This is a genomic window from Desulfobacter hydrogenophilus, assembly GCF_004319545.1.
GTDB lineage: Bacteria > Desulfobacterota > Desulfobacteria > Desulfobacterales > Desulfobacteraceae > Desulfobacter > Desulfobacter hydrogenophilus.
In genome coordinates this window covers 4,678,856-4,703,762 of record NZ_CP036313.1, presented here as the reverse complement: position 1 = coordinate 4,703,762, position 24,907 = coordinate 4,678,856, and the positions used below count along the sequence as shown (strand labels likewise).

Sequence of the window (24,907 nt, the reverse complement as noted above, 5' to 3'; positions counted from 1 at the left end):
GGCGTAAGAAAAATTCAATAATGATCTGTGGTTTGGCGTTTTTCAAAAATGAATCAAACAGAAATCGGCGTCAAAACATATGAGGATAAAATACAGGCAGGCCAACCTCGGATTATACCAAGGATGGCCTGTTAATGCAGATAAGTTGTGGTAAGGATTATTGAGGAGGGAGATCTGATATAAATTCCAGGGCAAGATTAATATCAACAAATTGGTGGTTTAACTCCTTTGCCCTGTCCCGGCAGTCTGTACAGATTTCTTTAAATTTGCGCATATCGCCCTTAACGGACATATAAATCTGTTCAACGGCTTCCTGCTGGATATCTTTGTATTTTTCAATGAAGTCCTCGACCTCTATGGGATACAAAATCAGGGTTTTCAACCGGCTGAGTATATCAGGATGGTTCCGGCTCAAATAAGTTCTCACATTCGGAAGTCCTGCAAATACGATGGGAACCCCGGCATCAATAATCCGTTTAAGATATGGCCAAACCCGGGTGTCCAAGTCATTGGCCTCATCTATAATGATAAAACAATTGGAGAGATTACAGATCATTTTCAGGTACTGGGGAGTTCGGCGGTAGGTGGCGGTGGCCTCATAATTTAATTCCTTAAGTATCGCGGCCAGGGTTTCATGTATGTTGAACAGAGACTCAACCCATACAGCATGGAGCTTTTTGGGATGCAGCAATTTTAAAAACCGAGTTTTTCCTGCACCAAAATCACCCTCCATGAGCACGCTTTGGCCTCTGTAGATCCGGTTATAAGTGGCAGCCAAGTATGAGACCCTTCGTTTATCACTGATAAAATCCTCTTTCATGTTATGTCTCCATGGGATGCATAAATGGCTACATGGTTCGTATTTAACGATTTTTGGCAATCAAGCATAAATGCATTGAACAGGGCCTGATTTTTACGGTCATCCGGCTGGTTTATCTTTTTTGTGTAATCCGCGTACCTTGATTGATTATGATCAAGCACTTGTTCCGCCCGGGCCAGGGTGAGGCCCTTATGAAAAACGTCGACTAAAACAGGCCGGTCAACGGCCATATTGTGCTTTTCTAAAAGAGCGATAATGGTGTCAAGTTCATCAGGCGGCACAGGCGAAGGTTCTGGTGCCGGCGGTCTGTCAAACGGCTTTTTTGCAATGGCTTCGCCCAACAGTATACCGTCTTCACCCTGCTCAAAAATAAAAAGCTTGTCCTTGTATTTGGATATTTTCACCGGTGTGCTTTTATGTTTGCTGAACTTATCTGCACCACGGGTCACATAATAATCGCGCTTGTCATGGCGGATGGTCCTGGTTTTGGATACGGTGGCTTTGATTTTCCTGTAGCCGTATTTCATATATTCCTGAACCTGGTCCGGGGTAAAATTCAGGGTATCTGCCTGGTTTGATAAAAAATCATCAAATTTCTGTGCCGGCACCCAGGCACTGACCACCCCGTCTTCGGTAAAATAATGTTGTGTATGATTATGTTCGTTACGATATTCGCTGAGCATAGTGCTGCTCCTTAGTTCCTGAAGGCTTATATCAAGAAGGGTTACAGTAATTTTTTCCTTTCTTCCCCGCTTGAAGTCATATTCGGTAACGGTTTTCACAATCCTGTCCTCAAAGGCTTTGATAATACGTATTTCAAAATTGTGCAGGCTCCGGTGTGAAGATTCTAGATGTGCCTTATCTTTGGGTGAATACGCCTTTGAAAAATCCGGTGCCAAATAGAAGCCTTGCGGTGTAGAATGCTTCAGGTTAATGGCATTGATGGGGCGTTTTAGATTTAAAAATCCTTTTGCCTGGTCAGGTCTGATACCAATTTTTTGCAAAGGCAAAGGGGTACTCAACAAAAAACGGGTAAAAAGATCCACAGAGTTCAGGCTGCTTTCGGTAAAATAAAAGTCCAGAATAAACATTTTCCTGGAAGCGGTATCAAATATTTCAATTACCTGTGGTTTTTGCCAGTTACCGTGTTCATCTCTGATCCTTAAATATTGAAATTTACAGCCGTCAACCTGGATCAAAGCAAATACCGGCACCGACTTGAAGGCATGCATTACCGGGACCTGATCCTGCTTATCCTCTTTTTCCAGGTAAAATTTGAGATTTTCCCTTTTGACACATCGCCGAAGTGCCGGAAGACTGATGGTTCTGCCCAGCTCTTGTTCAAGCCAGTGATGATAATTTTTAATGGTTCTGGCTTTCCGGGTGATAAAAATGAATCCCTGGGATGAGGGGTCGCATGACGCCTTGACCATCTCAATAAACCGTCTTTTGGTTTGCTCATCTATTGCTCTGGGCCGTCCGCTGCACTTACGGCCTTCCATAATTCCTTTTTCAACCAGTAAAAGGGGCGCCGGGATAATTCCGGTTTTCTTGTACTGGTCCTTGTAATATTTTTTGGACCGTCTCTTGGTAGATCCGGTTTTATTCATGATTTTTTTGTGCAGCAGTAAATGAAAGCGGTCATCAATAGTCAGGTCATCCATTATCTGCCCCCTTTGATACAATCTTTTCGTATATGACCCGATGCCACAACAATGCTGCCTGGCGGGAGGTCTTCTGCCAATGATCATGCTGAGCCACACGGACCTGTTCAAGCATTGCCTTTACAACAGCCATGTATTCATGGGTAATTCGATCTGTCAGATCCGGTTTACTTACCGGAGCCGTTTTCTGGTCCTCAATAAATTTTTTGATATTTCGTGCGGTCAGTTCCATGCCACTGTTTATAATCGCCCTCCAGATACGGCGTTGTTCTATGGAATCCATTTGAGTAAGGGGGCGGATCTGGGATTCGTTGGCCGGCAGTTTGTCTCCAATTGGAGACAGGTTGTAAATTACTTCATAGGCTCGAATCAGCCGGTAAGCATGGGCTTTGCCCATATCCCACCGTGCCCTGGTATATGCCTCAAATGACTCAAACAGAGCCTGCTTGTACAAACGATTCTCACGAATTTCTTTCAAGGCTTGGCCGATTTTGTAAAAACATTCTTGATTTCGACCAATCAGGGTTTCAAGCTCAAGCAGCCGTTCCATACTCACTGCCCTCCCGGCATAGGCCTGCCGACCATAGCGGCAAGGGCCGTCAATTTTGCGGCCTGAACCTGGGGTACAGTATTTATTTGTTTCAAAAACAAGACACTATCCCTAAATCCATAGCCCTTGATTTTCATGACAAGGTCAATGGTATTAAAATTTTTTTCGCATCTGAAGCACCTGGCCAGGTTCGTGGCTGGATTTACAGCGGTTTGAAATTCATTGCACAAAGGGCATAGAAAACGAAAATAACCATCTCTAATCTTGGATAGAATCTGTAAATGGTCCCTGATCAACACATCTACAGGGATATTGTTTCTCAGTTCAAATAATTGCCGGGATGAAAATCTGTTTTTCACAAGACACCTCCTTATTTTTAAAATTTCAGGTGCTTTTTTATATCACCGGTTAGAGTCGCCTGTCAGTTGCCTCTTAAACTGAGATAGAGATTATTCTGTTGATATCTACTTGTATTATCAGTTGGTTATCCTCATGATGTCTCTTAGAATCAAAACTCGATTAGTCTGTTAATATCCCTTTATATTACAATGAGTTATTCCAATCATGTATCTTAAAATCTATACTCGATTAGTCGTTTATGCCAGAGGGTCTTTTATGGGAATCCCTGTATTTTTTCATTGTTATGGCTGATAACCTGGGTAACCAGATATTGAATGATAATTGCCGGCTTGATCCCGTATTCTGCTATAATGACTTCCATTGGCAAAACAGGTTTTGTCTGTTTTTGATATGAAAGCGAAGGAAGGTTCCCAGATGTTTGTTGCTCCTCAGCTTCTTCAAGTTTTTTTGCCAGATAATTGTTTTTGCAAACAGCTTTGTTTTTCCTGTTCCACTTTTCACATTGCCTTCGATGAAGCTCTTTTTGGCAAGCCGAACGACATGTTTTCTGCCGCCCTTTTTGTCTTACATCAGGGGTGAACCATTTCCGGCAAATAGAGCAAGGTCGTCTTCCACGTGAATTCTTTGCCATTATTTCTTCTCCAAAATTTGAATCAGGGAGATTATATGTACCAAATTTTGAAAGAAGCAGCGGCGAGGTCTATCGGCGGGATAGGCGGGGTATGATTTTTTATTTGATTGGCGGGATATAGCGGCGGGATATCTGCCCGTTACATTATTTCGTCATGAAACTGCGGGGTACGCGTTACACTTTTTGAATCTTACCAGGCCAGTGAAGCAAAGAATGGGTGGTCCAGTATCATTGAGGCCCTGGCGCGGCTTAACTTTTCCAGGGCTTTCGCGTTCGGCCCTGCGCATTCGTTTTTTTTTAAGAGATCGTTCATGAATTACACCAGCACCTGGGCATTTGCTTTTGCCCAGCCGGCAAAGGCCTGGGTATTAATGACACTTGCATCCTTTCTTACGGCTTCACGCATGAGCAATACGGAGAATTCAGCCGGCAGGCGGTTGGCCCAGGAAAGGATATCGTCTGCATTCTCCGGAGTCAGAGCAGATCCCATCATTTCGCAAAGGGCATAGCGCACGGCCGGGTCTTTGGGGATATTGATCCCCATGGGGTCGGCCAGGATTTTATCCACAGAGGGCAGTTGGCCCCAAAGGTCCAGGAATCCGCAGAATTCCGCTCCGGCGCCCGGCCCTACGGCTCCGGCAACCAGGGATTTTAATATGTCTGGTTCCGGTGGGGACGACATGAGTTTCGAGACAAATTCCCAGGATCTTGGGGAGGGAAACGCTTTGGTGTCGGTTTTCGGGTCAAAGTCGTGGAGCAGCTCGGGCCTGAATTTGATAAAGGCCAGAACCTGCGGAGCTATTTTTGCCTTGGCGCCCCAAGTTGTCCACTGGTCGGCATCCACCTCAAAATCAATGTGGATAAACCGGTTGGCCAGGGCCGAGGGCATGCGGTGGGAGACTGCTCTGTCTTTTTCCCGGTTGCCGGCCGCTGTAACGGACCAGCCTGCCGGCAGTTCGTATTCTCCCAGGCGGCGATCCAAAACCAACTGGTAACAAGCTGCCTGGACCAGGGGCGGCGCCGCATTGAGTTCATCGAGAAAAAGTATTCCCTTGCCCTGTTTGGGCAGAAACGCCGGGGCACACCACTGTGAAAGTCCGTCGGCATTAATTCTGGGAAGCCCCCTTAAATCCACGGGATCAAGGAGAATGGCTCTGATGTCAATGAGTTTGAGGTTGAGGGCCTGTGCGGTCTGTTGGACTACCTGGCTTTTTCCAATGCCCGGCGGCCCCCAGACAAAAGCGGGTTGCCCGATGGAAAAGAGAGCGGTCAGTGCTTCGGAGATTTGTGATGATTTCATCCGGTTTCCTTAGAATTGTATAATGTTTCATGTAGACATTCTCTGAAGTTAAGCTAATAGCCTGGATGTAAAATGGTGTCAAGAAATAAATTAGGCAACGGTAACAAAGTATTATAGTTCATATAGTTTTATGCTATAATTTATTTTTTAGGTATGATTGCAATGAACAGAATTTTTCAAAACGACAATCCGGACACCTACAGGTCGGGCAGAGCCCACGTTAGGATGATAGAAATATATGATCGGTTATTGAGGGCAAAATCCGGTATCCCTTATTATGTTCTGGGTAGCAAGTAGGAAATAGCCCATATCCATGACTGGATACGGGTTCTCATTTGACGCCCTTTTGGGGATGGGGTTTGAATATGTCCCCACCCGGGGAGAGCCTGCTTGATCTGGGAATCGGAACCGGGCATGTCTCCCGGTCCTTTGCCAGACTGGGGCTTAATGTTTAAGGGTGTGATGGGTGCGCTGGTGGAATTCCAGCGGAGTTCAGTCTTATTTATGCAAAAATCCTTGACTGTTAGGATGCCCTATTAACGATTAACAGGGAAAATCTACTGTGTTTATTCGTTTGAAAAAGTAAGATTTTCAGAGGTGTAGTCTTTTGACACTGAGTTGAGACGTGCAAAATTGTATGTTTCGGTATAAAATACGCAATATCTTCAAAATTATTTAAAAGGGAGGGAAATTATGGGTTTTGCACCATCAGCAATGCAGCTAAAAAGCAGTGCGTTTAATCAAGACGGTTTAATTCCATCAAGATATACCGGTGAAGGTGAAGATGTATCACCGGCATTGTCATGGACAGATGCCCCGGACGGTACAAAGGCATTTGCCATTATCTGCCATGACCCGGATGCACCGCTGGTTTCTCCAAATGGCACATATGGATTTGTTCACTGGGTTTTGTATAATATTCCAGGAGATGTCAACAGTTTGGAAGAAGGTACAGCACAATTTAGCAGCGGTAAAAACGATTTCGGTGAAGTCGGATACAATGGTCCCATGCCCCCCAACGGACATGGATTTCATTATTATTATTTCTGGGTGCTGGCATTAAAAGAAGCGGTTGACCTGGAGCAAGGATTGAGTTTGTGGGACTTTCTGGCGAAAATAGAACCCCAACTCATCGGGATGAACCGGCTGGTAGGGCGGTATAAACGAGATTAGAAGTGCATCCATAGCTTAATTTCCAACTGAATCTTATGTAGGGGGCAAGAACTCTTATGCCGATAATACTGATTCTTGCTCCCAACCAATACGTGAGGTGCTACTGTAATCTTGTTTAATAGCGCTCAATGCGCGCTCCCCAATAGCGAGGTATTTGCAACAATGTCATTGTCTAAACCATCTGCTCAGCAGAGCATATCGACTTTCGATGAGTTTGTGCGATTAGCTGATTATTCTTTAATGGATACCTTAAATGCCGATCCTGATGCCACCGGAGATGGTGATGATCACCGTACCCGTCAGGTTTTTTCCGGTCACTTCGTACCGGTGACTCCCACGCCGCTTCCAGAACCGGAATATGTAACCCATAGCAGCACTTTTTTTAATGAGCTTGGGTTGAGCGACGAGTTGGTAAATGATGCAAAATTTTGCCGGGTATTTTCTGGTGATCTCTCAGCAGCGCACGAGCCTATGCGTAAGATTGGCTGGGCAACCGGCTATGCCCTGTCAATTTACGGCACCGAGTATACCCACCAATGTCCATTTGGTACCGGCAATGGTTATGGCGATGGCCGGGCGATATCTGTCTTTGAAGGGGTATTTAATGGACAGCGTTGGGAAATGCAACTAAAGGGTGGCGGTACAACGCCTTATTGCCGTGGTGCCGACGGGCGCGCAGTTCTTCGTTCAAGTGTGCGTGAGTTTCTCGCGCAAGAGTATATGCACGCCCTGGGGGTTCCCACAACGCGATCTCTAACCCTGTATGTATCTAAATCCGAGCGCGTTACCCGGCCCTGGTACTCCCAAGACTCTCATTCCAGCGATCCTGATATTATAGTGGATAATCCTGCGGCTATTTCAACTCGCGTTGCACCCTCTTTTTTGCGCGTTGGTCAGTTAGAGTTATTTGCCCGCCGGGTTCGCGGTAATGCGCATCAAAGCGCCTTAGAAGAGTTGCGCATGATTGTGTCGCATTTAATTGACCGAGAATACCAAAACGATATTAATCAAGACCTTGTTTTTGCGGATCAAGTGGTTGAGTTGGCTAAGCTTTTTCGCCGCCGGCTTACGTCATTAGTGGCCAATTGGCAGCGTATTGGGTACTGCCAGGGTAATTATAATAGTGACAACTGCGCCACTGGTGGCTTTACCCTCGACTATGGACCATTTGGATTCTGTGAAATCTTCGACCCCGGGTTTCAACCATGGACCGGCGGCGGGGAACACTTTTCCTTCTTCAATCAGCCAGTCGCAGCAGAAGCCAATTACCACATGTTTTGGACTGCAGTGAGACCGCTACTTGCAAAAGATACTGAAGCTTTGGAACAATTGGATCAAATACGTCATGGCTTTGCAGAGCTTTAGATCAAACAAACAAAAAAGATCCTGCGTGGACAAGAAGTATTGCTGTTGGGGATAAACAATTTATAGAAAAGACCAAAGCACTTCTTGGGGACAAGGCCAAAGGACGCGAAGAAATTAAATCAGGAACTGGGTTTGAACTAAAAGAAGAACAAGCACCTTATGGGAATTTTGAATTAGATTTCGATAATAAGTTTTATTGGGATATAGACGATTTTCTTAGAAAGCCCTTTTTGATATCAAAATAGCCCTTCTAAGAGGCTGAAAAGGTAGGTAAATAAAATTATTATTTATAATATTAAATAATTAGGTTGTCTTGCTTGGTCCGACCCCAAAATACAAAATAACTGGTCCGACCCCAAAATAACCAAAATATCAAGCTTCGATGTTATTTTTTTATTGCTTAAGGGGCTTCTGAATAAATCTCATAAAACTATCTGCTTACCATTCGGCGCGTGTCAAGCAAGTTGTCGCCTTCGTTGTAATTTGTTTTAATTTTGCCCCAATGAGATCAAAGAAGAAAATTCCTCATGGGAAATAACCTGGGATATTGTTCCTCATAAAGTTTGGATGCCTTCAATTTTATTGTGGTATACTGATCGCAACGACAGCATTGCCTTTTTTTGATGATCAATTACCTGGTGCAGGAAACCTTGGAGCGAGATACTGTTTCACCTTCCATGGGTAGAACTTCGATAAAGAACTCTGGATCTTTTATCATTCTTAATTTTGCTTTGAATTTATTGTTGTTCCTGTCTTTGAACACGTAAGGCCTTGTGGTTTTGCCTGCCAGAAGTGTTTCTATATTTTTTATGGTCAGTTTTTTCCCCAAGATTTCCTTCCAGATCACAAACCTGCAGTTCCCTTGTTCAGGACGCCAATTAGCGCATCCAACCCCTTTTTTCCCTTCAATGATCCTGCCTGCGCAGACCGGGCAGACGAAAGCTGATAAATCTGTCGGGATTTCTGATTTTTTATTAGATTCTTGTCCTGAGGATACTCTTGAACCAGAAGCCGGCTCAACATCCTGTCCAGTACCAGGCCTGTCAAAATCAAATGTAACCTGATGTCGCCCATTTTCCTTCTTGATAACCAGACAGGCTGAAAACTGCTTTTTTTTTTCGAGCGAAACCCGTTAAAGGGACCTGATCTCCGATATTTCAGAAGATTGGTTGCCATTTTTGCAGAGATGGTTTTACCTGCTATCTTTTTCCATATGACAAATTGACAGTCTTGATTGCTGCAAGCATAAGCCTTGCGGGTCTCTCGGACTTCATTATTGCAGTCAGGGCAGTTACCTACAACAATAGTCTCGGTTTTAAATTCTTTTATATTAAAAGGAGTTGACTTAAGCTCATCTACGGACTGGGAAACAAAGCTTTTAATCCTGGTCAAGAAATGGCTGTTATCTTGATTTCCTAAAGCAATGTTGTTCAGGCTCATCTCCCAACGAGCCGTCTCATCTGGTGATGTGAGCACTGAAGAGACAGGGCACTTCCTGAGTAAATCCACCAGATAACCCCCTTTTTCTGTTGCCACCAATTGTTTGCCGGATCGGACCACATAATTCCTTGTGATAAGCGTTTCAATGATCTGGGCCCGGGTAGACTGGGTGCCGATGCCGATATCTCCTCGGAAAAGTTTTTTTACCGCCTCTTCGGCAACATATCGCCCTGGATTGGTCATATCCTTTAAGAGTAGCGAATCTGTATAGTCGGGAGGTGGGATGGTTTTTTTTTCATTGAGGTCTATTTTCTTGACCAGGGCTTTATCACCTGGTGCCAAAGGTGGTAAATGTTCTACCGTTTTTTCATCCTTGATTCTCACCTGGAAGACTTGCTGCCAGCCCTTTGACAGGATGACCTTTCCCAGCGTCTGGAAAGTTTCTCTGTTGAGGCGGGTTACAACACGAGTATTTTCAAAACGACATGGAGAATGAAAGGCCGCGGCAAATCGCCGGATCACCAGGTCAAATAACTTTTTCTCATCTGTACTGGCCCTGGGAGGAACCGGCTTAAAAGGAATCAGTGCATGGTGGTCGGTCAGTTTTGCATCATTGAACACTCTTTTGTTTGACAGGGAGACCTGTGTGGGATTGATGCCTGCCAACAGCTCAGGATAGGTCTTTTCCAGTGTTTCAAGTATCTTTTTAACCATTTCTAAATTCTGGGTGCCCATCACCCTTGAATCGGTTCTCGGATAGGATAGGCACTTTTTATCCTGATACAATGCCTGGGCCAGGTTAAGGGTCTTTTTTGCAGAAAATCCGAATCGTCTATTGGCTTCCTGCTGGAGATCAGTCAGGGAAAAGAGAAGCGGGGGAAGTTCCGTTTTCTCCTCTTTTTTTACGGTCAGCACCTCTCCAGGATCTGTGGTCTGGGTCAGGCGCTTATAAATGGCCTGAGCATCCTTTTGTTTTGTCAGTCGGGTGTTTTTTTGCCTGAACCAGGTGCCGGTCCACTCTCCTTTGTCATTAAAAAAAGTAGCTTTCAGAGTCCAATAGGGCTCAGGTTTAAATTGTTCTCTCTCCTTTTTCCGGTCAGCGAGCAGAGCCAGTACCGCTGTTTGGACCCGCCCCACTGAAAAGAGATCTTTTAATCGGACTGTAAGTACCCGGGTGCAGTTCATGCCGATGAGCCAGTCAGATACCTGACGGTAATATCCTGCCCGCCAGAGCCGGTCATAATCGGTGATGGGCTTTAAATTCGCCATAGCCGACCTGACAACTTCCGGTACTAACGCCTGACTGGTCCAGAATCTCAGGATTCGGCTCTTATCCAGGAACCCGGCTTTCATCAGGATGGTCCGTGCAATAACTTCTCCTTCACGTCCAGCATCGGTTGCAATAATGAGTCGTCCAAAATTTTGCTTGAGTAACAGGGCCTTGATGATTTTAAATTGCTTATAACTTTGCTTGATCGGCTTGTATTCGAAGGATTGCGGGATTAGTGGCAGGGTATCCAAACGCCACCTCTTCATGGCCTTGTCATAGTCTTCAGGCTCGTAGAGGGTCACCAGGTGGCCAACGGCCCAGGTAATAATAAAGGCCTTACTGATAAAGTATCCTTCGCTTTTGGTCTTTACTCCTAATGCTTTAGCAAAATCAGAGGCCACTGAAAATTTTTCTGTGAGGATCAAATCAGTCATATTTTGGGTTTCATATAAGTTTGTTTAATCCTAATCTTTTATGCAATTTGGGGGACAAGAGTCAATAAATGAAAAGAAACTGATCAAGAAACAAGACCACTGCCGCTCAACATACAAAACCATTTCAGGCAAATTTTTAATAGGGATCATCCCTATATCGGCAAGTAATGGACCTGACCGGTATATTTTTAAGGATTTAAAACTGTGAGAAGAAGCATAAAAGAGATTGCGCAAAGGATTAAACCTGCCAGTGCTTCAAGTATATCTCCTGCATTTTTTGAAAAAGAGAAACGCCGGGGCAGGGGAGCAAGAAGAGCGACTTTCCCGGCCATGGCCGTCAGCACGACCAAGGAGAGCGTTGATGCCATGCCAAGGGTGATGGCACAGGCCAGCATAATGCCTAAGCCGGGCAACCCTAATGACAGACAGAACAGAACAACTAACACAACGCCGGGGCAGGGAATCATGCCAATGAAAACAGCTGGTAAAATGGACTTGGCATCCACGGTTGCCCCGGTGTCTTCAACAGACGTATCTTTAACCGGTTTAAATTTTTTCCACACCGGCAGTTTACGCAAAAAAAGAAATAGTCCCAGAATAATAATCAGTGAATAACTTGCAATCTGGGTGGTCCGGGTGACCGACGCAAGGGTGCCTGAAATGGATGCCTGCAGAAGAAATTTGACGCAAAAAACCAGCGCTGCTCCGGACATCCCATGGCTGATGGCCAGGATGTTGCCAAAGGCAAGGGCCCGGGGAAGCGTTGGCTTAATCGAGACAATATAAGATAAGGCAAGGGCCTTGCCGTGGCCGGGACCGGCAGAGTGCACCATCCCGTATGCAAAGGCCGCTGCCAGAACCCATAAAAGCGGCCCGGTTTCTCCGGTTTTTTTTGCCTGCCTGATAAGGACTGTCATTTTTTCCTTGATTTTCATCTGGAAAAAAATGATTCGTTCCATAATATTTGAGTCTGGGACAGCTGAGCCCGGCGTTGGGGATTTGGAAATTTTGGGTGCCGGTTGCAAAGAATCATCCTGGCGCTGGGGCACAGGATTTGTGTTTTTCCGGGTAAAGGGGTTGGCATGGGCTGTACCGTATGTGACAAAAGAAAGGCCTAATGCAATAATTATTATAATGAAAAAAATCAGCGAGAACTGTTTAATAAACGGTCTGTTTGGGCACAGGATGTAAGAATTGTCAGGGTCCATAAAAGCTTATATGCGATGGGTTTTATTTTTCAATTGAAACATATCCATGGATTGTTCAAGCCGGATGGCCTGCTCGTTGAGACATCCGGAAATCTGGGCGGTTTCTTCGGCCCCTGCCTTTGCGCCCTGTTTCATTTGCAGGGCAGATTTTTTATCTGCTCATTACTTGCTGTTAAATTCTATTTTTTCACCCTTAAGCACATTCAACAGATTGTCAAAAGGGCCTTCGCTCCCGAATATTTCCGGATATCCATGACATGTGCGGTATCCAGTTTGTATTTCGGGTAATGGATTCATTTTTTAATTTTTAGCTGTTTGTAAAAATAAAAGCGGATATGTATTATGGCGAATTTTCTTTTTGAAAGCGAAGATACAAGTCAATATATTGTTTGTCAATAAACAAGTTAGTTTTATCTAAGCATTAAAGGGGTCAAGAAGCTGTCCTGGCGAATGCTATATGTATTAACATCTGAAATAGTGATAATCATAAGGCCTGTCGACAGGCTGTTACAGAATACTAATTTCCCCAATTTATACGTTGGAAAATAAATTTGGTCCTCGAAATACTGCATGTATGCCTGTGGCCAAATTTATAAATTGAACGAAGTTATTTGCCCTTTAGCGCATCTGCTACGTTGCATTAAAGGCCTGAAATATGATATTAAACCTTTGATTTGTCGTGTATATGAGCCCCCGATTTTAAATACTGGTCGGCGCAATTTTGTCCAATTTATTCTATCTTCGATTCTTAAAAAATTTAACTTTATTCAAAATCCCCATTGTCTGTTTTTATATCAGTATGTTATTAGAGTCGTGGAAGTTTATATATTGCTGGTTACCCCATGGAATGATTGCGTGCTGACGTGCGTTTCCCGTTGAAAATAATTAATTAACGAATATCACCCGTAAATCATTAAACAAAACCAAATAAGGAGAGATTATGGGACTCAAAGAAGAACTGGAAGAAAAAGCGGAAAGCTGTGATGCGCCGGAAGAGTACATTGGTGTGGCCAAGGAGATCGTAGAAGGTCTGGATGACAAGGACTGGGCGGTTGAGCTGATGGAAGAGGGTGCTGAATGGGCCCAGACCTATGATGAGGCTGTGGTTTATGCCGAGGCAGCCAAAGAGTTTATCGGTGATGATGACGTGGTGGGCAACTTTCTTTCCAACGCCAAAATGCTGTGCATGAGCGCTGCAGATTTCATAGGCCTTGGTACTGCTGCAGGCAAGCTTGGCCTGGATGATATGGCCAAGGAGATGAATGAGGCTGCCATGGGCAAATGCACCAAGCTCACCGATTTCCTTACTTTGAGCAATGAGCTTACTAAAACCGATCCAGAAATGGCCAAACAGGTTATGGACAAAGCCTTTGAAAAGTGTACCAAACCCGAGGATTTTGTCTCCTTTGCCAAATCTATTCTGGATACCACCAAGGACAAGGATAAAGCCACAGAAATTTATGAAAAAGGCATGGCTGCCGCCACCACAGCTGACGGATTCAGCGCCCTTGCCGCAGGCGCCATAAAAGATCTGGGAGATAAAGATTTTGCCCGGGCCATTTATGAAAAAGCCGTTGGGTCCCTGGAAAAAGGGGATGAGCTGCTCAAGTTTGCCGTGATCGTTAAAGAACAGCTGGATGACAATGATTTTACGCTGTCAATTTATAAAAAAGCCGAAGATAAGTATACAAAGTTTGATGAATACCTGAAATTGGCCAAAGCAAGTTTCGAAAATACCGGTGACAAGGCATTTGCCTCAGGCGTATACCAGAAAGCGGCTGCCACCAATCCGGACTGCGCACAACTGGTTTCCCTGGCCCTGGCCATGGCCAATGACCTGGGGGATACCGCTGCTGCCCTGCCCGTATTGAAACAGGCCCAGGCTGCCGTGAAAAATAATGCGGATTTCATTAAAACCGCTGATGCCATTCTTGATGTGGCCAAGGACGACAAAGCATGGACCGACGCCATTGCTTTCCAGAAAGCCAAGCGTGAAGAGTTCGGCAAAATGTACGATAATTTTGCCCTTCGGGAAAATGAAATCACCAATTGTGCACCCATGCGCACTCTGGCCGTTAAAGTGTTTAAAGAAACCGGTGATAAATTTTATGCAGCCAAACTGTATAAAAAGTCCGAAAACCTTACCATTCATTTCAGCGATTTTATTAAGCTTGCTGCTGCCATCCATGCAGATCTCAATGATGCGGAATGGATTAAAGAGATCTATACGGCACTTCTGGACAAATGCAAAAGCTTTGGTGATTACAACACCCTGACCAATGCCATCCAGGATACCCTTGGGGACAGTGCCTGGGTCAAAGAGATCTATAAAGGCCTGGAGAAAAAGGCTACGGGCAACGGCGATCTCATGAAACTTGCCGCTGTGGCCATTCAGAAGTTCAATGATAAAGAGTGGGCACAAAAACTTGTCAGTGGCGTAGCCGGCAAAGCCAAGACCGTTTACGACTTTACCTTTGCAGGCGGTGCTACCCTGAACCTGCTTGGAGACAAGGACGCAGCTTTAGCTCTGTATAAATCCGCTGAAGGCCTTTGCCGTAGTAAACAGGACTATGCCGCTCTGGTGGCGTTGGTTAAACAGCAGACTTCGGACAAGACCATTCTTTCAGAACTGTTGGTCCTGGGTCGCCAAAAACTGACCGAATTCAGCGACCAGATCTTTTTGGCTGAAGCCTTTCTGGTCGATGCCCAAGATGCTGAAAATGCGGCTGCCGTGTATGAAGAGGCAGAGCTTAACGCCTTGAGCAATGATACATTGTCCCAGTTAAGCACCAGCGTTTCAGGTCGTCTGGGTGATACCAAATGGGCATCCCGGATTTTAGCTAAAATAAGATAAAGTTATGTTTGAAAAACTTTTTTATTGACAAATAATAAAATTATGATAGGTTGTTCTTAACGTCGTTTTTTGAATAAAAAAAATGGCTGAATAACCTCCTTATTATCCTTGAAAAAATCAGCCGTCGGACTTGCCGACCGACGGCTGATTTTTTTATTTTTCCTATTTTTTCCCAGACTGTATATGATAAAGTGACATGTATCGGAATCAGAACAGGCCATTTCGCACTTTAGATCAGGCAGGAGTAAACAATGCGGCTCAAATTGGGATATTTCGGTTTTTATTTTTTACGGCTCTATCTTGTTTCTATCATTCTTTTCCTCGGTATATCCATCGCCTTTTATTTAACTGCCAACCAGGCAAGAATCAACACTTTCAAAGCCCATGAGATCATCAATATTGAACAACAAGAGGAGATAATCCGCCATGATATCCAGGCCATTGTCTCTGATTTGACACTTCTTGCTGAGGACTATTTTCTCCAGGATTTGTTTGTTGACAGCACAGACCTTGACTTGTATCGGGTGGAGGAGGCATTTCTCGTGTTTGCCCGTAATAAGAAAAAATATGATCAATTAAGATTTATTGGCCACAACGGCATGGAGATGGTCAGGGTGGATTGGAATTCCGGCAATCCAGTTGCCTTACCCCGTGATCGGTTACAGAATAAATCCCAAAGGTATTATTTCCGGGATACAATGAGTTTGGCCAGGGGAGAACTTTTTATTTCTCCATTTGATCTTAATGTTGAACACGGCAAGGTAGAAGAGCCGAAAAAACCAATGATTCGTTTTGCAATCCCGGTTTTTAACAAGGATGGTGGAAAATCCGGTATGGTCATTATCAACTTTTTAGGTGGGCATATTCTTGAAGATTTGGACAAATTAAATAAAAATGTTACAGGGAATGTTTTGCTGCTGAATAAGGATGGATTTTATTTGCGCAGCATTAACCCGGCAGAAGAATTTGGGTTTATGTTCCCTGAAAAGAAAAATGCCAATTTTGCTAAAGATTATCCTCTGGCGTGGCAAAAGATATCCGTCCAGGATAGCGGCCAGTTTGCTACCCATGACGGCTTGTTTAGTTTTGTGAGCATTCATCCGTTGTTTGAAGGGCTTCGATCCAGTACCGGTTCCCCCGAGGCCTTTTCAAAAAGCGCGTCACATCTTTCCGCAAGGGGTTACGTGTGGAAAATTGTTTCCCATGTCCCTGCCCGCGCGCTGAACGCGCACATCTATCCTGATCTGCGACTTTTTATAACGACTAATTTCATGCTGTTGGGTTTAATCGGGGTCGGCTGCTGGTTAGCGGCAGATGCGGCTTTTAAACGCAAACAGGCTGAACTGGAACTTAAAAATCTGGCCACCCGTGATACGTTAACCGATTTACCTAACCGTAAGCTTCTTTACGACAGGCTTGCGCAACTTCTTGCTCAGGCGGAAAGAAGTAAACAAAAGATCGCTGTTCTTTTTATAGATTTGGATAAGTTCAAACAGATTAATGACGGGTTCGGCCATGAGGCCGGCGATATTGTTTTAAAACAAACTGCCCTGCGCCTGACAACTGCCTTGCGCAGGGGCGATACTGTGGCTAGAATGGGAGGGGATGAGTTTGTCGCTCTGCTTGCCGATGTCAAAGACGATGAGACAGTTAATGCTGTGGCCCAGAAACTTATAGATGTGATCGGCCAGACCATTCAGATTGACAGCCAAGGGGAAACAACAAATCAGTCTGTTGGGGCCAGTATAGGTATCAGCATCTATCCCACAAATGGTGAGGATATTGACAGTTTGATTAATGCTGCAGATACAGCCATGTATCTTGCCAAAAAGGCAGGCCGGAACCGGTATGCCAGGATGTAAGGCCCAAGCTCAAAATAAAACTTTCCATATGAAAGGTTTTATTCCGATCATGGGCCTAACCTCACTTGCAGGGTTAGAGTTCAAATCTAATAGATAACCCGGGTGAAAAGGAATTTCCCTTTCGCCCGGGTCTGTATCAAAAGATTATTTGTCTTCAGGCATGGTATTTAACTGTGCCTTAATGGCGTTGAGCTCTTCTTCCAGCATTCTGGCCCTGTCCTGAAGTGTGGTTTCATTTACCGCCCCAGGCGCAGCAGCGAGGCCAAACCCGCGGCCCATGCCGCGACCCATACCTCTGCCACCACCAAATCCTCGGCCGCATCCCCGTCCGCCATAACCTGCGCCATAGCCAGTTCCGTATCCGGCACCGGTCATGTTGCGGTTTCCGCAAACCCCTTGTCCTCTTCCAGTCATGGGTCCTAATCCTTGTGGTCCTGTCTGATTAAATCCAGGCATGATATTTTCTCCTTTCTTTTTTATATTATCAGGGCTGCTGACCCTGTCTGTTACGGTGCCGTCCGTATCTTCCACGGACGCTTCCGTTAATTGTTTTGATCATTTGATCATAATATAGGTCGCCCTGTTGTGCTGTCAAGAAAAATAATGGTCAAATGATCATTATTTTTATTCTCATGGCTCTAACACAATTGAAATTTAAAACTAAAAATTTTTTGTCTTGACGACCAGATAGTGGTTACTGTAATAGTCACTAAGGACCTCAGATTAAATAACTTGAACGAAATAGCTTGCCTTTTGGCCCATCTACTTCGTTGCATCAAAGGCCCAATAGGCCTGCTATTCAACCTTTAATGCGCCTTGTAGATGAACCAAAATTCGGCGTTATTTCTGCCCAACTTATTTAATCTGCGGTCCTAAATTTGATTTGGAGAGAATATCGATGCAGCACTCAGACACCCGGGACGCCCTGAAAGCCGGTATTCCCATATTTATCGGATATTTTCCGGCCGCTGTGGCCTTTGGGGTTCTGGCCAGAACCACAGGAACCACATTTGGGGAAGCCATGTTGTTTTCCATTGTGGTCTTTGCCGGTGCCAGCCAATTCATCGCCCTAAATCTGCTGGCCACGGGCATGGGGCCGGTGGGTATTATCCTGACCACTTTGCTGGTGAATTTCCGGCACTTTCTCATGAGCGCCTATCTGTCCACCCGGATTTGTGAAAAAGCGGTAAAATATTATCTGCCCATGGCGTTTGGCGTGACCGATGAAACCTTTTCCGTGATGTCCTTTACCCGGAAAATTTTGACCAGACAGTTTGTCATGCTTCTGGAATTAACCGCTTATACCGGGTGGGTGTCCGGGACTCTGGCGGGATTTGTGCTGGGAAGATTTATGCCTGCCATTCTCACCCAGAGTATGGGCGTAGCCCTGTATGCCCTTCTTTTAGCCATTCTTATGCCGGAACTGAAAACCTCTTTGCGTTCTTTGGTTCTGGCGCTTGCTTCAGGACTGTTCAATTGGTTTCTGGTTACGGTGGATGTTTTGCCAAAAGGGTGGAGTATTATCGTTTGCATTCTGTTGGTTGCGTCTGCAGGCGCCTTTTTGAACCCTGATTTTATAAAGAAAGACAATACCCATGGATAGAAGTCTGATCCCTCTGATTTTCGGCATGGCCGCTGTTACCTATCTTCCGCGACTGGCTCCGTTCCTTTTTTTCAGCAATGCCCGAATACCCGGCCGCCTGGATGCCTTTTTAAAGTGTATCCCTGTGGCTGCCATCGGTGCCCTGATTATCCCGGGCGCTTTCACTGCCACACCGGATCTGCCCTGGGCCGGTGTGGCAGGCATGGGCTTTACCCTGGTCTACGGCCTTTTCAAAGGGGGCATCATCGTTCCCGTGCTTGGGGCCGTGGCAGTTGCCTGGCTGGTGTTAAGCAGTGTTTGAACAAAAAATCACCCACCTGCGGCGTTGCATAAAAATTTACATATGGATACCTTTGTGTCCAAACACGGATATTTGTTTAATCTGCAGTCCTAAGTCACTATCATTGGCGGATTTATATTATGGATAAGGCTGCACAGATCACCGAACATATGAAAGCTTTAGGGTTTTCTGTCTATGAATGCAAGGCATATCTGGCGCTTCTGGAAGAGTATCCCCTGAATGGATATGCCCTGAGCAAGGCCTCTGGTATTCCCCGGTCCCGGATTTATGAGGTGCTTAAAAGTCTGATTGGCAAGCAGATGGTGTTTGAACAAGATGACGGAAAAACAAAGGCATATACACCCATGGACCCGGAGATTTTTATCAGAAAGCTTCGATCCCGGTTTCAGGAGATTTTTCAGGATTTGACCGAGTATGCAGGCCGGCTGTACCGGGAACCTAAACAGGACAACCGGCTGGTCGTGATTCAGGGGCGGGACAACATCCTGTCCTTTCTGGCTGTCCTGATCAAGGGGGCACAAGAGCGCATTGCCGTATCCATCTGGGATGAAGAACTTTGCGCTTTGACCGGGGAACTGGATGCCGCCCTTGACCGGGGCGTGATGCTTCGCGGCATCTATTTCGGTTCAGATAATGTTTATGACGACCTTGTGCCCCACCGCAGGCTTCAACGGTACATGGCGGAAAAAAAAGAGCGGTTTTTATCCGTGATCGTGGATCGCTGCCATGCCGTGTCCGGTGTTGTGTCCCGGGGGGCAGACTCAAAGGCTACCTGGACCCGGGATGAAGGCTTCATTGAGGTCAGTGAAGATTATATTGCCCATGATCTGGTGGTCAATCTTTATTCGGCTTCCCTGGATAGGGCAGGGTATGAGAAATTTGAAACTTTTGCCGATAATGTCCATGACCGGTTTTTTCACTATTCAAAAAAAGAGCTGGATGTTTTTCGTAGGCTTATTGAGTAATTGGTGCTCAAATATTATGTAAAAATAATGTAAATCACATATAAACAATATCCTTTCATTGACCATGAAAGTCATGGTGGAAACAAAGTTTAAGTCCCTGAAATCTTCCTGAACTTCGTGTTCTTCGTGGTAAAGAAAGCAAGAATATGCATTAAAAAAAATTACATGCGATTACCCTGCTTTGGAAACAAAGCATCTTGACACCGGGAACGACTTTGAGTAATTTGTGTGCAAACGTATAACAAGGAGGACGATTCATGCAAGATTCCACTCCGTTCCAAGCCCAGGACCTTACCCCTGATATGCAGAAAAAACAGCTGATCGACATGTTTACCCGTATTGTTGTACATTACGGCCTCTGGTTCAATGAGGTTCAGCATCAGATGGGCATGGAAAAGGCACTTACCGCTCTGGATACGGCCACACAATCTTCAATTGCCATTCTCATGAAACATCTGTCGCGCACCCTGGAGTTTGAATTGGAGCAGGGTATGCCCAAAGCATTGATGTCATTGGATGACGCCACAACCGAAAAACTGATGGCAGCCGTGGGAAAATCCTGGCTGGCCAATGATGGGGTCTGGTTCCAGGCCGTGGAATTTGAGCACGGTATGAACGATGCCAAGCGGTGCAATGACTCCTGTTGGGCCCGGTTTTCCCCCTTTGAAGCCCACCGTATAAAAAATATTCTGAGCCTGGGCAAACATCCGGGACTTGAGGGTTTGAAAAAAGCGTTAAATTTTAGGATGTACGCATTCATTAACGAGCAGAGCATTGTGGAAGAAACTGAGGACAGTTTTGTTTTCCAGATGAATGAATGCAGGGTCCAGCGGGCAAGGATCCGCAAGGGACTGGATGATTATCCCTGCAAGTCGGGCGGTCTTGTTGAGTACGCTTGTTTTGCCGAAGGCGTTGATGACAGAATTAAAACCGAATGTATCGGGTGCCCACCGGATCCCCATCCTGAAACTTGGTTCTGCGCATGGCGTTTTACCCTGACACAGTGATGTTTTAGTTCCGGTAGCATAGGCTATTTTAGTTTGAAAACAGTTAGATAAATAAATCCATTCTATAACTATATAATTTTAAGAAGAAATGTGAATTATGGGAGTCACTTCCGACAAAATTCAGGAATTTAGGCTAAAAGAGAAAAAGATTAAGGCCATGGGCGGTGAAAAAGCCCTGACTAAACGTCGTGAAAAGGGCGTTCTTAACGCCAGGCAGCGTCTCGCCCTACTGTTTGACGCCGGTACCTTCAGGGAACTGGACATGTTCGTGACCCACCGGTGCACTAATTTTGGTATGGAAAACAAGGAAATTCCCGCAGATGGTGTCATAACCGGTCACGGAAAGGTGGATGGTCGTCTGATCTTTGCTTATGCCCAGGATTTTACGGCCGCGGCTGGATCTTTAGGAGAAATGCAGGCTCAAAAAATCTGCAAGGTCATGGATCTGGGCATAAAAGCCGGTGCCCCTGTTATAGGGATGAACGATTCAGGTGGTGCAAGGATTCAAGAGGGCATTGACGCCTTGTCCGGTTACGGCGAAATTTTTTTTCGTAATTCCGCGGCTTCGGGTGTGATCCCGCAGATCTCGGCCATCATGGGCCCCACTGCAGGCGGGGCGGTTTATTCTCCGGCCATGACCGATTTTATTTTTATGGTCAAAGAATCCTCGTATATGTTCATCACCGGTCCCAATGTTATTAAGGCAGTCACCGGCGAGGTAATTTCCTCTGAGGCTCTTGGCGGTGCCATGACCCATAACGAAAAATCCGGGGTGGCCCAGTTCGCCTGTGAGTCTGATACAGACTGCATTGAACAAATTAAGCAGCTTTTATCCTTTCTGCCGTCCAACAACATGGAAGACCCACCGGTCAAACCCACGGACGATTCCCCGCATCGCATGGCTCCAGTCCTTGACACCATTATTCCGGACAGATCCAACCAGGCCTATGATATCAAACAGATTATTGCCGCCATCGTCGATGACGGCTATTTTTTCGAACCCCACCAATATTTTGCCCAAAACATTGTGATCTGTTTTGCCCGGCTCAACGGCCGTCCTATTGGCATCATTGCCAATCAGCCCATGATTATGGCTGGTTGCCTGGACATTGATGCATCTGACAAGGCCACTCGGTTTATCCGGTTTTGTGACGCCTTTAACATCCCTTTGCTTACCATTGCCGATGTGCCAGGTTACCTACCTGGTTCCCACCAGGAGTGGGGCGGGGTCATTCGGCACGGGGCAAAACTGTTGTGGTGCTACTCCGAGGCCACTGTGCCCAAGCTTTTGCTGATCACAAGAAAGGACTACGGTGGATCCTATATAGCCATGTGTTCCAGACATCTTGGTGCGGACATGGCCTTTGCCTGGCCTACGGCCGAAGTTGCAGTCATGGGGGCTGAAGGGGCGGCAAACGTCATTCATGCAAGGGAGATTAAAAATGCCGAAGACCCGGCAGCCACACGCAAGCAGAAAATAGACGAATACAATACACAGTTTTCCAATCCCTATTGTGCCGCAGCAAGGGGGTACGTGGATGCGGTGATCGTGCCGAGTGAAACCCGGCTAAGGCTCATTGATGCCCTTGAGGCAGTGGCTGACAAACGGGAATATCGACCGGCCAAGAAACACGGAAATATACCGGTTTAACTACCATGGGCTGACCTGGCTTATCAACACCAGGATCAACCCACAACAAAGCATGAAAGTAATTCAGTGACTTATTGGAACTTTCATATAAAAAGATCGTTTAAAAAGCCAAGGAGACCTTTTTCATGAAAAATAAAAGATTGGCTGCTGCCATGGCTGCTGTTCAAATGTACATTAGAACAGAAGAGGAGGCCGCCGTTGTTGCAATGCAGAACCAGGCTGCCGATGCTGCTGCTAAATCTTTAGCTTCTGCCCCGGTTGGGCAGATGAACCTTTGGGGCCTTTCCGGACGGCAGGCGATTATGAATGCCAATGCAATGATACGGCAAAGAATGCTTAAATGATAAAATAAAAGATATTATATGTAGGGATATTATGACCGATCACAATGAAGTTAAAATGGTTGAGATGGATTATTCCCAAGCGCGACCTAAGGCAAAAAATCCCCTGAAGATTCAGGATCTTTCCCTGCGGGACGGCCAGCAGTCATTGTTTGCCACCCGGGGCCGTACCGAGGATATGATCCCTGTGGCCGAGCAGATGGATGAAATCGGGTTCTGGGCTGTGGAAGTCTGGGGCGGGGACTCTTTTCACATCATGCACCGGTACCTTAATGAAGATCCATGGCAGCGGCTTCGCACCCTGAAACGGTATTTCAAGAAAACCCCAATTTCCATGCTGCTGCGCGGCCAGAAACTTGTGGGGTACCGTAACTATGCTGATGATCTGGCCGAACTTTTTGTTAAAAAAACCGTGGAAAACGGGCTGGATATTTTCAGAACCTTTGATGCGCTCAATGATTACAGAAATTTTGAAACCGTGGTACCCGTCATGAAAGAATCTGGTGCGCATTTCCAGGGCTGCATCTGTTATACCCTGACAGAGCCCCGCCTGGGCAAAGGGGTGTATAACCTGGACTATTATGTAAAAAAGGCCAAAGCCCTTGAGGATATGGGTGCCGATTCCATCTGCATCAAGGATGTGGCAGGGCTTATGGCTCCCTATGACGCCTTTGAGCTGGTAAAAGCGTTGAAGGCAGAGGTCACCCCTCCGATTCACCTGCATTCCCATTTTACTTCGGGCATGTCCCCCATGACCCATCTTAAGGCTGTAGAAGCAGGGGTTGACATCATTGATACCTGCATGACGCCCTATGCATACAGAACATCCCATGCCGCGCTTGAACCCTTTGTGATGAGTCTCATGGGAACCAACCGGGATACGGGATTTGATATTAAGGCCCTTACCCGGATCAATGAGACCCTGGAGAAAGAGGTGATACCCAAGTATAAACACCTGCTGGATGACACCAGGGTCTCCTTAATTGATATTGATGTGCTTCTGAACCAGACGCCGGACTTCATGCGTGCCAACCTGATTAAACAGCTTCGGGAAATGGATGCCCTGGATAAAATTGATGAGGTGTACAAAGAACTGCCCAGGGTTAGAAAAGAACTGGGCCAGATTCCGCTTGTGACACCCACCAGCCGGATTGTGGGTACCCAGACGGTGAACAATGTACTTTTTGATACCAAGGAAGAGCGCTATAAAATGATTACAGCCCAGGTCAAGGATTTGTGTTACGGCCTGTACGGCAAAACGGCGGCTCCCATTGATGCCAAATTGCAGAAAAAAGCGCTTAAGGGCTATGAAAGAGGTGAAGAACCTATTACCTGCCGTCCGGCTGAGGTTTTGACACCGGAACTTGAAAAAGCCAAAAAAGAGATCGGTGACCTAGCTGTGGATGAGGAGGATCTTATTCTCTGTGCCCTGTTCCCCGTCACCGGCAAAAAATACCTGCTGCAGAAATACGGCAAGGAACAGGTGCCTGACACGGTCAAACCCATTACCCTGGAAGATGTTAAAAAACAGGAAGATATGATTAAAAAGGCCAAGGCCGGTAAACTCATCGAACCGGCTGTGGATCTTCCTGAAAAAAGCGAATTTGCAAGAACCTTTAATGTATTTGTGGACGGTGAATGTTTTGAGGTGGGGGTCGATGAAATGGGCGGTTCCCCTGTGATCTCTTATGCTTCGCTTGCGGCTGCTGCGCCTGCAGCCGCCCCTATGGCACCACCACCCCCTGCAGTCCCGGCGGCATCGGTTCCGAACCCTGCACCATCAAAACCGGTCGCACCTGGACCAAAATCTAAACCCAAGCCTGCGGCGGCTGCAGGTTCCGGGACGCCTGTCTTGGCGCCCATGCCCGGCATGATTGTCAAGTACGAGAAAAATGTGGGGGATACGGTGAATGCAGGCGATACCGTTGTGGTGATCGAGGCCATGAAGATGGAAAATATACTTCGGGCAACAGCCGACGGAACGATCACCGCCATCAATTTCAAGTCAGGTGATTCCGTGGCCAAGGATGATGTGCTGGCAACCATAGAGTAATTATTGAATAAAAAGTCAACCCGCTTGCATCTGGGCCTTTTTTGTCCTAACACGG

Annotated in this window: 22 protein-coding genes; 11 read left to right on the top strand and 11 right to left on the bottom strand. The window is 45.9% G+C overall.

Annotation, left to right across the window (positions count from 1 at the left end):
* Nucleotides 1–157: 157 nt before the first annotated feature.
* From EYB58_RS20900 to EYB58_RS20875, 6 genes are all read right to left on the bottom strand, one after another.
* On the bottom strand, nucleotides 158–820 hold the full coding sequence (locus tag EYB58_RS20900; protein ID WP_131071983.1) for an AAA family ATPase: 663 nt from the start codon (nucleotides 818–820) through the stop codon (nucleotides 158–160).
* On the bottom strand, nucleotides 817–2,484 hold the full coding sequence (locus tag EYB58_RS20895; RefSeq protein ID WP_111953193.1) for an integrase: 1,668 nt from the start codon (nucleotides 2,482–2,484) through the stop codon (nucleotides 817–819). The genes EYB58_RS20900 and EYB58_RS20895 overlap by 4 nt, the downstream gene beginning before the upstream one ends.
* Complete coding sequence (locus EYB58_RS20890) at nucleotides 2,477–3,034, bottom strand: DNA methylase (protein ID WP_111953191.1); 558 nt, start codon at nucleotides 3,032–3,034, stop codon at nucleotides 2,477–2,479. The genes EYB58_RS20895 and EYB58_RS20890 overlap by 8 nt, the downstream gene beginning before the upstream one ends.
* Before the next feature lie 2 nt (nucleotides 3,035–3,036).
* Nucleotides 3,037–3,393, bottom strand: coding sequence for a CHC2 zinc finger domain-containing protein (locus EYB58_RS20885; RefSeq protein ID WP_111953189.1), 357 nt, complete (start codon nucleotides 3,391–3,393; stop codon nucleotides 3,037–3,039).
* Nucleotides 3,394–3,647: 254 nt separating this feature from the next.
* On the bottom strand, nucleotides 3,648–4,025 hold the full coding sequence (locus EYB58_RS20880; RefSeq protein ID WP_111953187.1) for a hypothetical protein: 378 nt from the start codon (nucleotides 4,023–4,025) through the stop codon (nucleotides 3,648–3,650).
* 316 nt (nucleotides 4,026–4,341) lie between these two features.
* Entirely contained in the window at nucleotides 4,342–5,325 is a 984-nt protein-coding gene (locus tag EYB58_RS20875; protein ID WP_111956035.1) for an AAA family ATPase, read from the bottom strand.
* Nucleotides 5,326–6,018: 693 nt separating this feature from the next.
* Between EYB58_RS20875 and EYB58_RS20870 the strand changes: the two genes are divergently transcribed.
* Together EYB58_RS20870 and EYB58_RS20865 are read left to right on the top strand one after the other, a co-directional pair.
* On the top strand, nucleotides 6,019–6,498 hold the full coding sequence (locus EYB58_RS20870; protein ID WP_111956037.1) for a YbhB/YbcL family Raf kinase inhibitor-like protein: 480 nt from the start codon (nucleotides 6,019–6,021) through the stop codon (nucleotides 6,496–6,498).
* Between the two features lie 162 nt (nucleotides 6,499–6,660).
* Complete coding sequence (locus EYB58_RS20865) at nucleotides 6,661–7,863, top strand: protein adenylyltransferase SelO family protein (RefSeq protein ID WP_242637462.1); 1,203 nt, start codon at nucleotides 6,661–6,663, stop codon at nucleotides 7,861–7,863.
* 631 nt (nucleotides 7,864–8,494) lie between these two features.
* Here the strand turns inward: EYB58_RS20865 and EYB58_RS23650 are convergent.
* The 4 genes from EYB58_RS23650 to EYB58_RS24540 form a co-directional block, all read right to left on the bottom strand.
* Nucleotides 8,495–8,692, bottom strand: a complete 198-nt coding sequence (locus EYB58_RS23650; protein ID WP_163354401.1) for a hypothetical protein — start codon at nucleotides 8,690–8,692, stop codon at nucleotides 8,495–8,497.
* A 14-nt stretch (nucleotides 8,693–8,706) separates the two neighbouring features.
* The gene (locus tag EYB58_RS20855) at nucleotides 8,707–11,007 is read right to left on the bottom strand and encodes a type IA DNA topoisomerase (protein ID WP_111956041.1); all 2,301 of its coding nucleotides are present in this window, start codon (nucleotides 11,005–11,007) and stop codon (nucleotides 8,707–8,709) included.
* 188 nt (nucleotides 11,008–11,195) lie between these two features.
* Nucleotides 11,196–12,215, bottom strand: coding sequence for a nickel/cobalt transporter (locus tag EYB58_RS20850; RefSeq protein ID WP_111956043.1), 1,020 nt, complete (start codon nucleotides 12,213–12,215; stop codon nucleotides 11,196–11,198).
* 6 nt (nucleotides 12,216–12,221) lie between these two features.
* Nucleotides 12,222–12,350, bottom strand: a complete 129-nt coding sequence (locus tag EYB58_RS24540) for a hypothetical protein (protein WP_278186274.1) — start codon at nucleotides 12,348–12,350, stop codon at nucleotides 12,222–12,224.
* Nucleotides 12,351–13,155: 805 nt separating this feature from the next.
* On the opposite strand from EYB58_RS24540, the gene EYB58_RS20845 reads away from it, so the two are divergent.
* On the top strand, nucleotides 13,156–15,069 hold the full coding sequence (locus tag EYB58_RS20845) for a tetratricopeptide repeat protein (protein WP_111956047.1): 1,914 nt from the start codon (nucleotides 13,156–13,158) through the stop codon (nucleotides 15,067–15,069).
* A gap of 251 nt (nucleotides 15,070–15,320) precedes the next feature.
* Nucleotides 15,321–16,931, top strand: coding sequence for a sensor domain-containing diguanylate cyclase (locus EYB58_RS20840; protein ID WP_111956049.1), 1,611 nt, complete (start codon nucleotides 15,321–15,323; stop codon nucleotides 16,929–16,931).
* A 144-nt stretch (nucleotides 16,932–17,075) separates the two neighbouring features.
* Here the strand turns inward: EYB58_RS20840 and EYB58_RS20835 are convergent, their stop codons facing one another.
* On the bottom strand, nucleotides 17,076–17,462 hold the full coding sequence (locus EYB58_RS20835) for a DUF5320 domain-containing protein (protein ID WP_242637461.1): 387 nt from the start codon (nucleotides 17,460–17,462) through the stop codon (nucleotides 17,076–17,078).
* A 367-nt stretch (nucleotides 17,463–17,829) separates the two neighbouring features.
* On the opposite strand from EYB58_RS20835, the gene EYB58_RS20830 reads away from it, so the two are divergent.
* From EYB58_RS20830 to EYB58_RS20800, 7 genes are all read left to right on the top strand, one after another.
* Entirely contained in the window at nucleotides 17,830–18,534 is a 705-nt protein-coding gene (locus EYB58_RS20830; protein WP_111956051.1) for an AzlC family ABC transporter permease, read from the top strand.
* Nucleotides 18,527–18,835, top strand: a complete 309-nt coding sequence (locus tag EYB58_RS20825) for an AzlD domain-containing protein (RefSeq protein WP_111956053.1) — start codon at nucleotides 18,527–18,529, stop codon at nucleotides 18,833–18,835. Before EYB58_RS20830 ends, EYB58_RS20825 begins: the two co-directional genes overlap by 8 nt.
* A gap of 119 nt (nucleotides 18,836–18,954) precedes the next feature.
* Nucleotides 18,955–19,800, top strand: a complete 846-nt coding sequence (locus EYB58_RS20820; protein ID WP_111956055.1) for a TrmB family transcriptional regulator — start codon at nucleotides 18,955–18,957, stop codon at nucleotides 19,798–19,800.
* Between the two features lie 257 nt (nucleotides 19,801–20,057).
* Nucleotides 20,058–20,807 (top strand): DUF6125 family protein, encoded by a 750-nt coding sequence (locus EYB58_RS20815; RefSeq protein WP_111956057.1) that lies wholly within the window; start codon nucleotides 20,058–20,060, stop codon nucleotides 20,805–20,807.
* Between the two features lie 97 nt (nucleotides 20,808–20,904).
* Complete coding sequence (locus EYB58_RS20810) at nucleotides 20,905–22,458, top strand: acyl-CoA carboxylase subunit beta (protein WP_111956059.1); 1,554 nt, start codon at nucleotides 20,905–20,907, stop codon at nucleotides 22,456–22,458.
* Nucleotides 22,459–22,583: 125 nt separating this feature from the next.
* Nucleotides 22,584–22,802 carry a hypothetical protein gene (locus EYB58_RS20805; RefSeq protein WP_111956061.1) on the top strand — a complete coding sequence of 73 codons (219 nt, stop codon included), beginning with the start codon at nucleotides 22,584–22,586 and terminating at the stop codon, nucleotides 22,800–22,802.
* Between the two features lie 31 nt (nucleotides 22,803–22,833).
* Complete coding sequence (locus EYB58_RS20800) at nucleotides 22,834–24,852, top strand: pyruvate carboxylase subunit B (protein WP_111956063.1); 2,019 nt, start codon at nucleotides 22,834–22,836, stop codon at nucleotides 24,850–24,852.
* Nucleotides 24,853–24,907: the final 55 nt, after the last annotated feature.

Bases quoted from the DNA above. Each gene is read 5' to 3' on its own strand.
- EYB58_RS20900 (WP_131071983.1), bottom strand. From the start codon at position 820: ATGAAAGAGGATTTTATCAGTGATAAACGAAGGGTCTCATACTTGGCT.
- EYB58_RS20895 (WP_111953193.1), bottom strand. From the start codon at position 2,484: ATGGATGACCTGACTATTGATGACCGCTTTCATTTACTGCTGCACAAA.
- EYB58_RS20890 (WP_111953191.1), bottom strand. From the start codon at position 3,034: ATGGAACGGCTGCTTGAGCTTGAAACCCTGATTGGTCGAAATCAAGAA.
- EYB58_RS20880 (WP_111953187.1), bottom strand. From the start codon at position 4,025: ATGGCAAAGAATTCACGTGGAAGACGACCTTGCTCTATTTGCCGGAAA.
- EYB58_RS20875 (WP_111956035.1), bottom strand. From the start codon at position 5,325: ATGAAATCATCACAAATCTCCGAAGCACTGACCGCTCTCTTTTCCATC.
- EYB58_RS20870 (WP_111956037.1), top strand. From the start codon at position 6,019: ATGGGTTTTGCACCATCAGCAATGCAGCTAAAAAGCAGTGCGTTTAAT.
- EYB58_RS20865 (WP_242637462.1), top strand. From the start codon at position 6,661: ATGTCATTGTCTAAACCATCTGCTCAGCAGAGCATATCGACTTTCGAT.
- EYB58_RS20855 (WP_111956041.1), bottom strand. From the start codon at position 11,007: ATGACTGATTTGATCCTCACAGAAAAATTTTCAGTGGCCTCTGATTTT.
- EYB58_RS20850 (WP_111956043.1), bottom strand. From the start codon at position 12,215: ATGGACCCTGACAATTCTTACATCCTGTGCCCAAACAGACCGTTTATT.
- EYB58_RS24540 (WP_278186274.1), bottom strand. From the start codon at position 12,350: ATGAAACAGGGCGCAAAGGCAGGGGCCGAAGAAACCGCCCAGATTTCC.
- EYB58_RS20845 (WP_111956047.1), top strand. From the start codon at position 13,156: ATGGGACTCAAAGAAGAACTGGAAGAAAAAGCGGAAAGCTGTGATGCG.
- EYB58_RS20840 (WP_111956049.1), top strand. From the start codon at position 15,321: ATGCGGCTCAAATTGGGATATTTCGGTTTTTATTTTTTACGGCTCTAT.
- EYB58_RS20830 (WP_111956051.1), top strand. From the start codon at position 17,830: ATGCAGCACTCAGACACCCGGGACGCCCTGAAAGCCGGTATTCCCATA.
- EYB58_RS20825 (WP_111956053.1), top strand. From the start codon at position 18,527: ATGGATAGAAGTCTGATCCCTCTGATTTTCGGCATGGCCGCTGTTACC.
- EYB58_RS20820 (WP_111956055.1), top strand. From the start codon at position 18,955: ATGGATAAGGCTGCACAGATCACCGAACATATGAAAGCTTTAGGGTTT.
- EYB58_RS20815 (WP_111956057.1), top strand. From the start codon at position 20,058: ATGCAAGATTCCACTCCGTTCCAAGCCCAGGACCTTACCCCTGATATG.
- EYB58_RS20810 (WP_111956059.1), top strand. From the start codon at position 20,905: ATGGGAGTCACTTCCGACAAAATTCAGGAATTTAGGCTAAAAGAGAAA.
- EYB58_RS20805 (WP_111956061.1), top strand. From the start codon at position 22,584: ATGAAAAATAAAAGATTGGCTGCTGCCATGGCTGCTGTTCAAATGTAC.
- EYB58_RS20800 (WP_111956063.1), top strand. From the start codon at position 22,834: ATGACCGATCACAATGAAGTTAAAATGGTTGAGATGGATTATTCCCAA.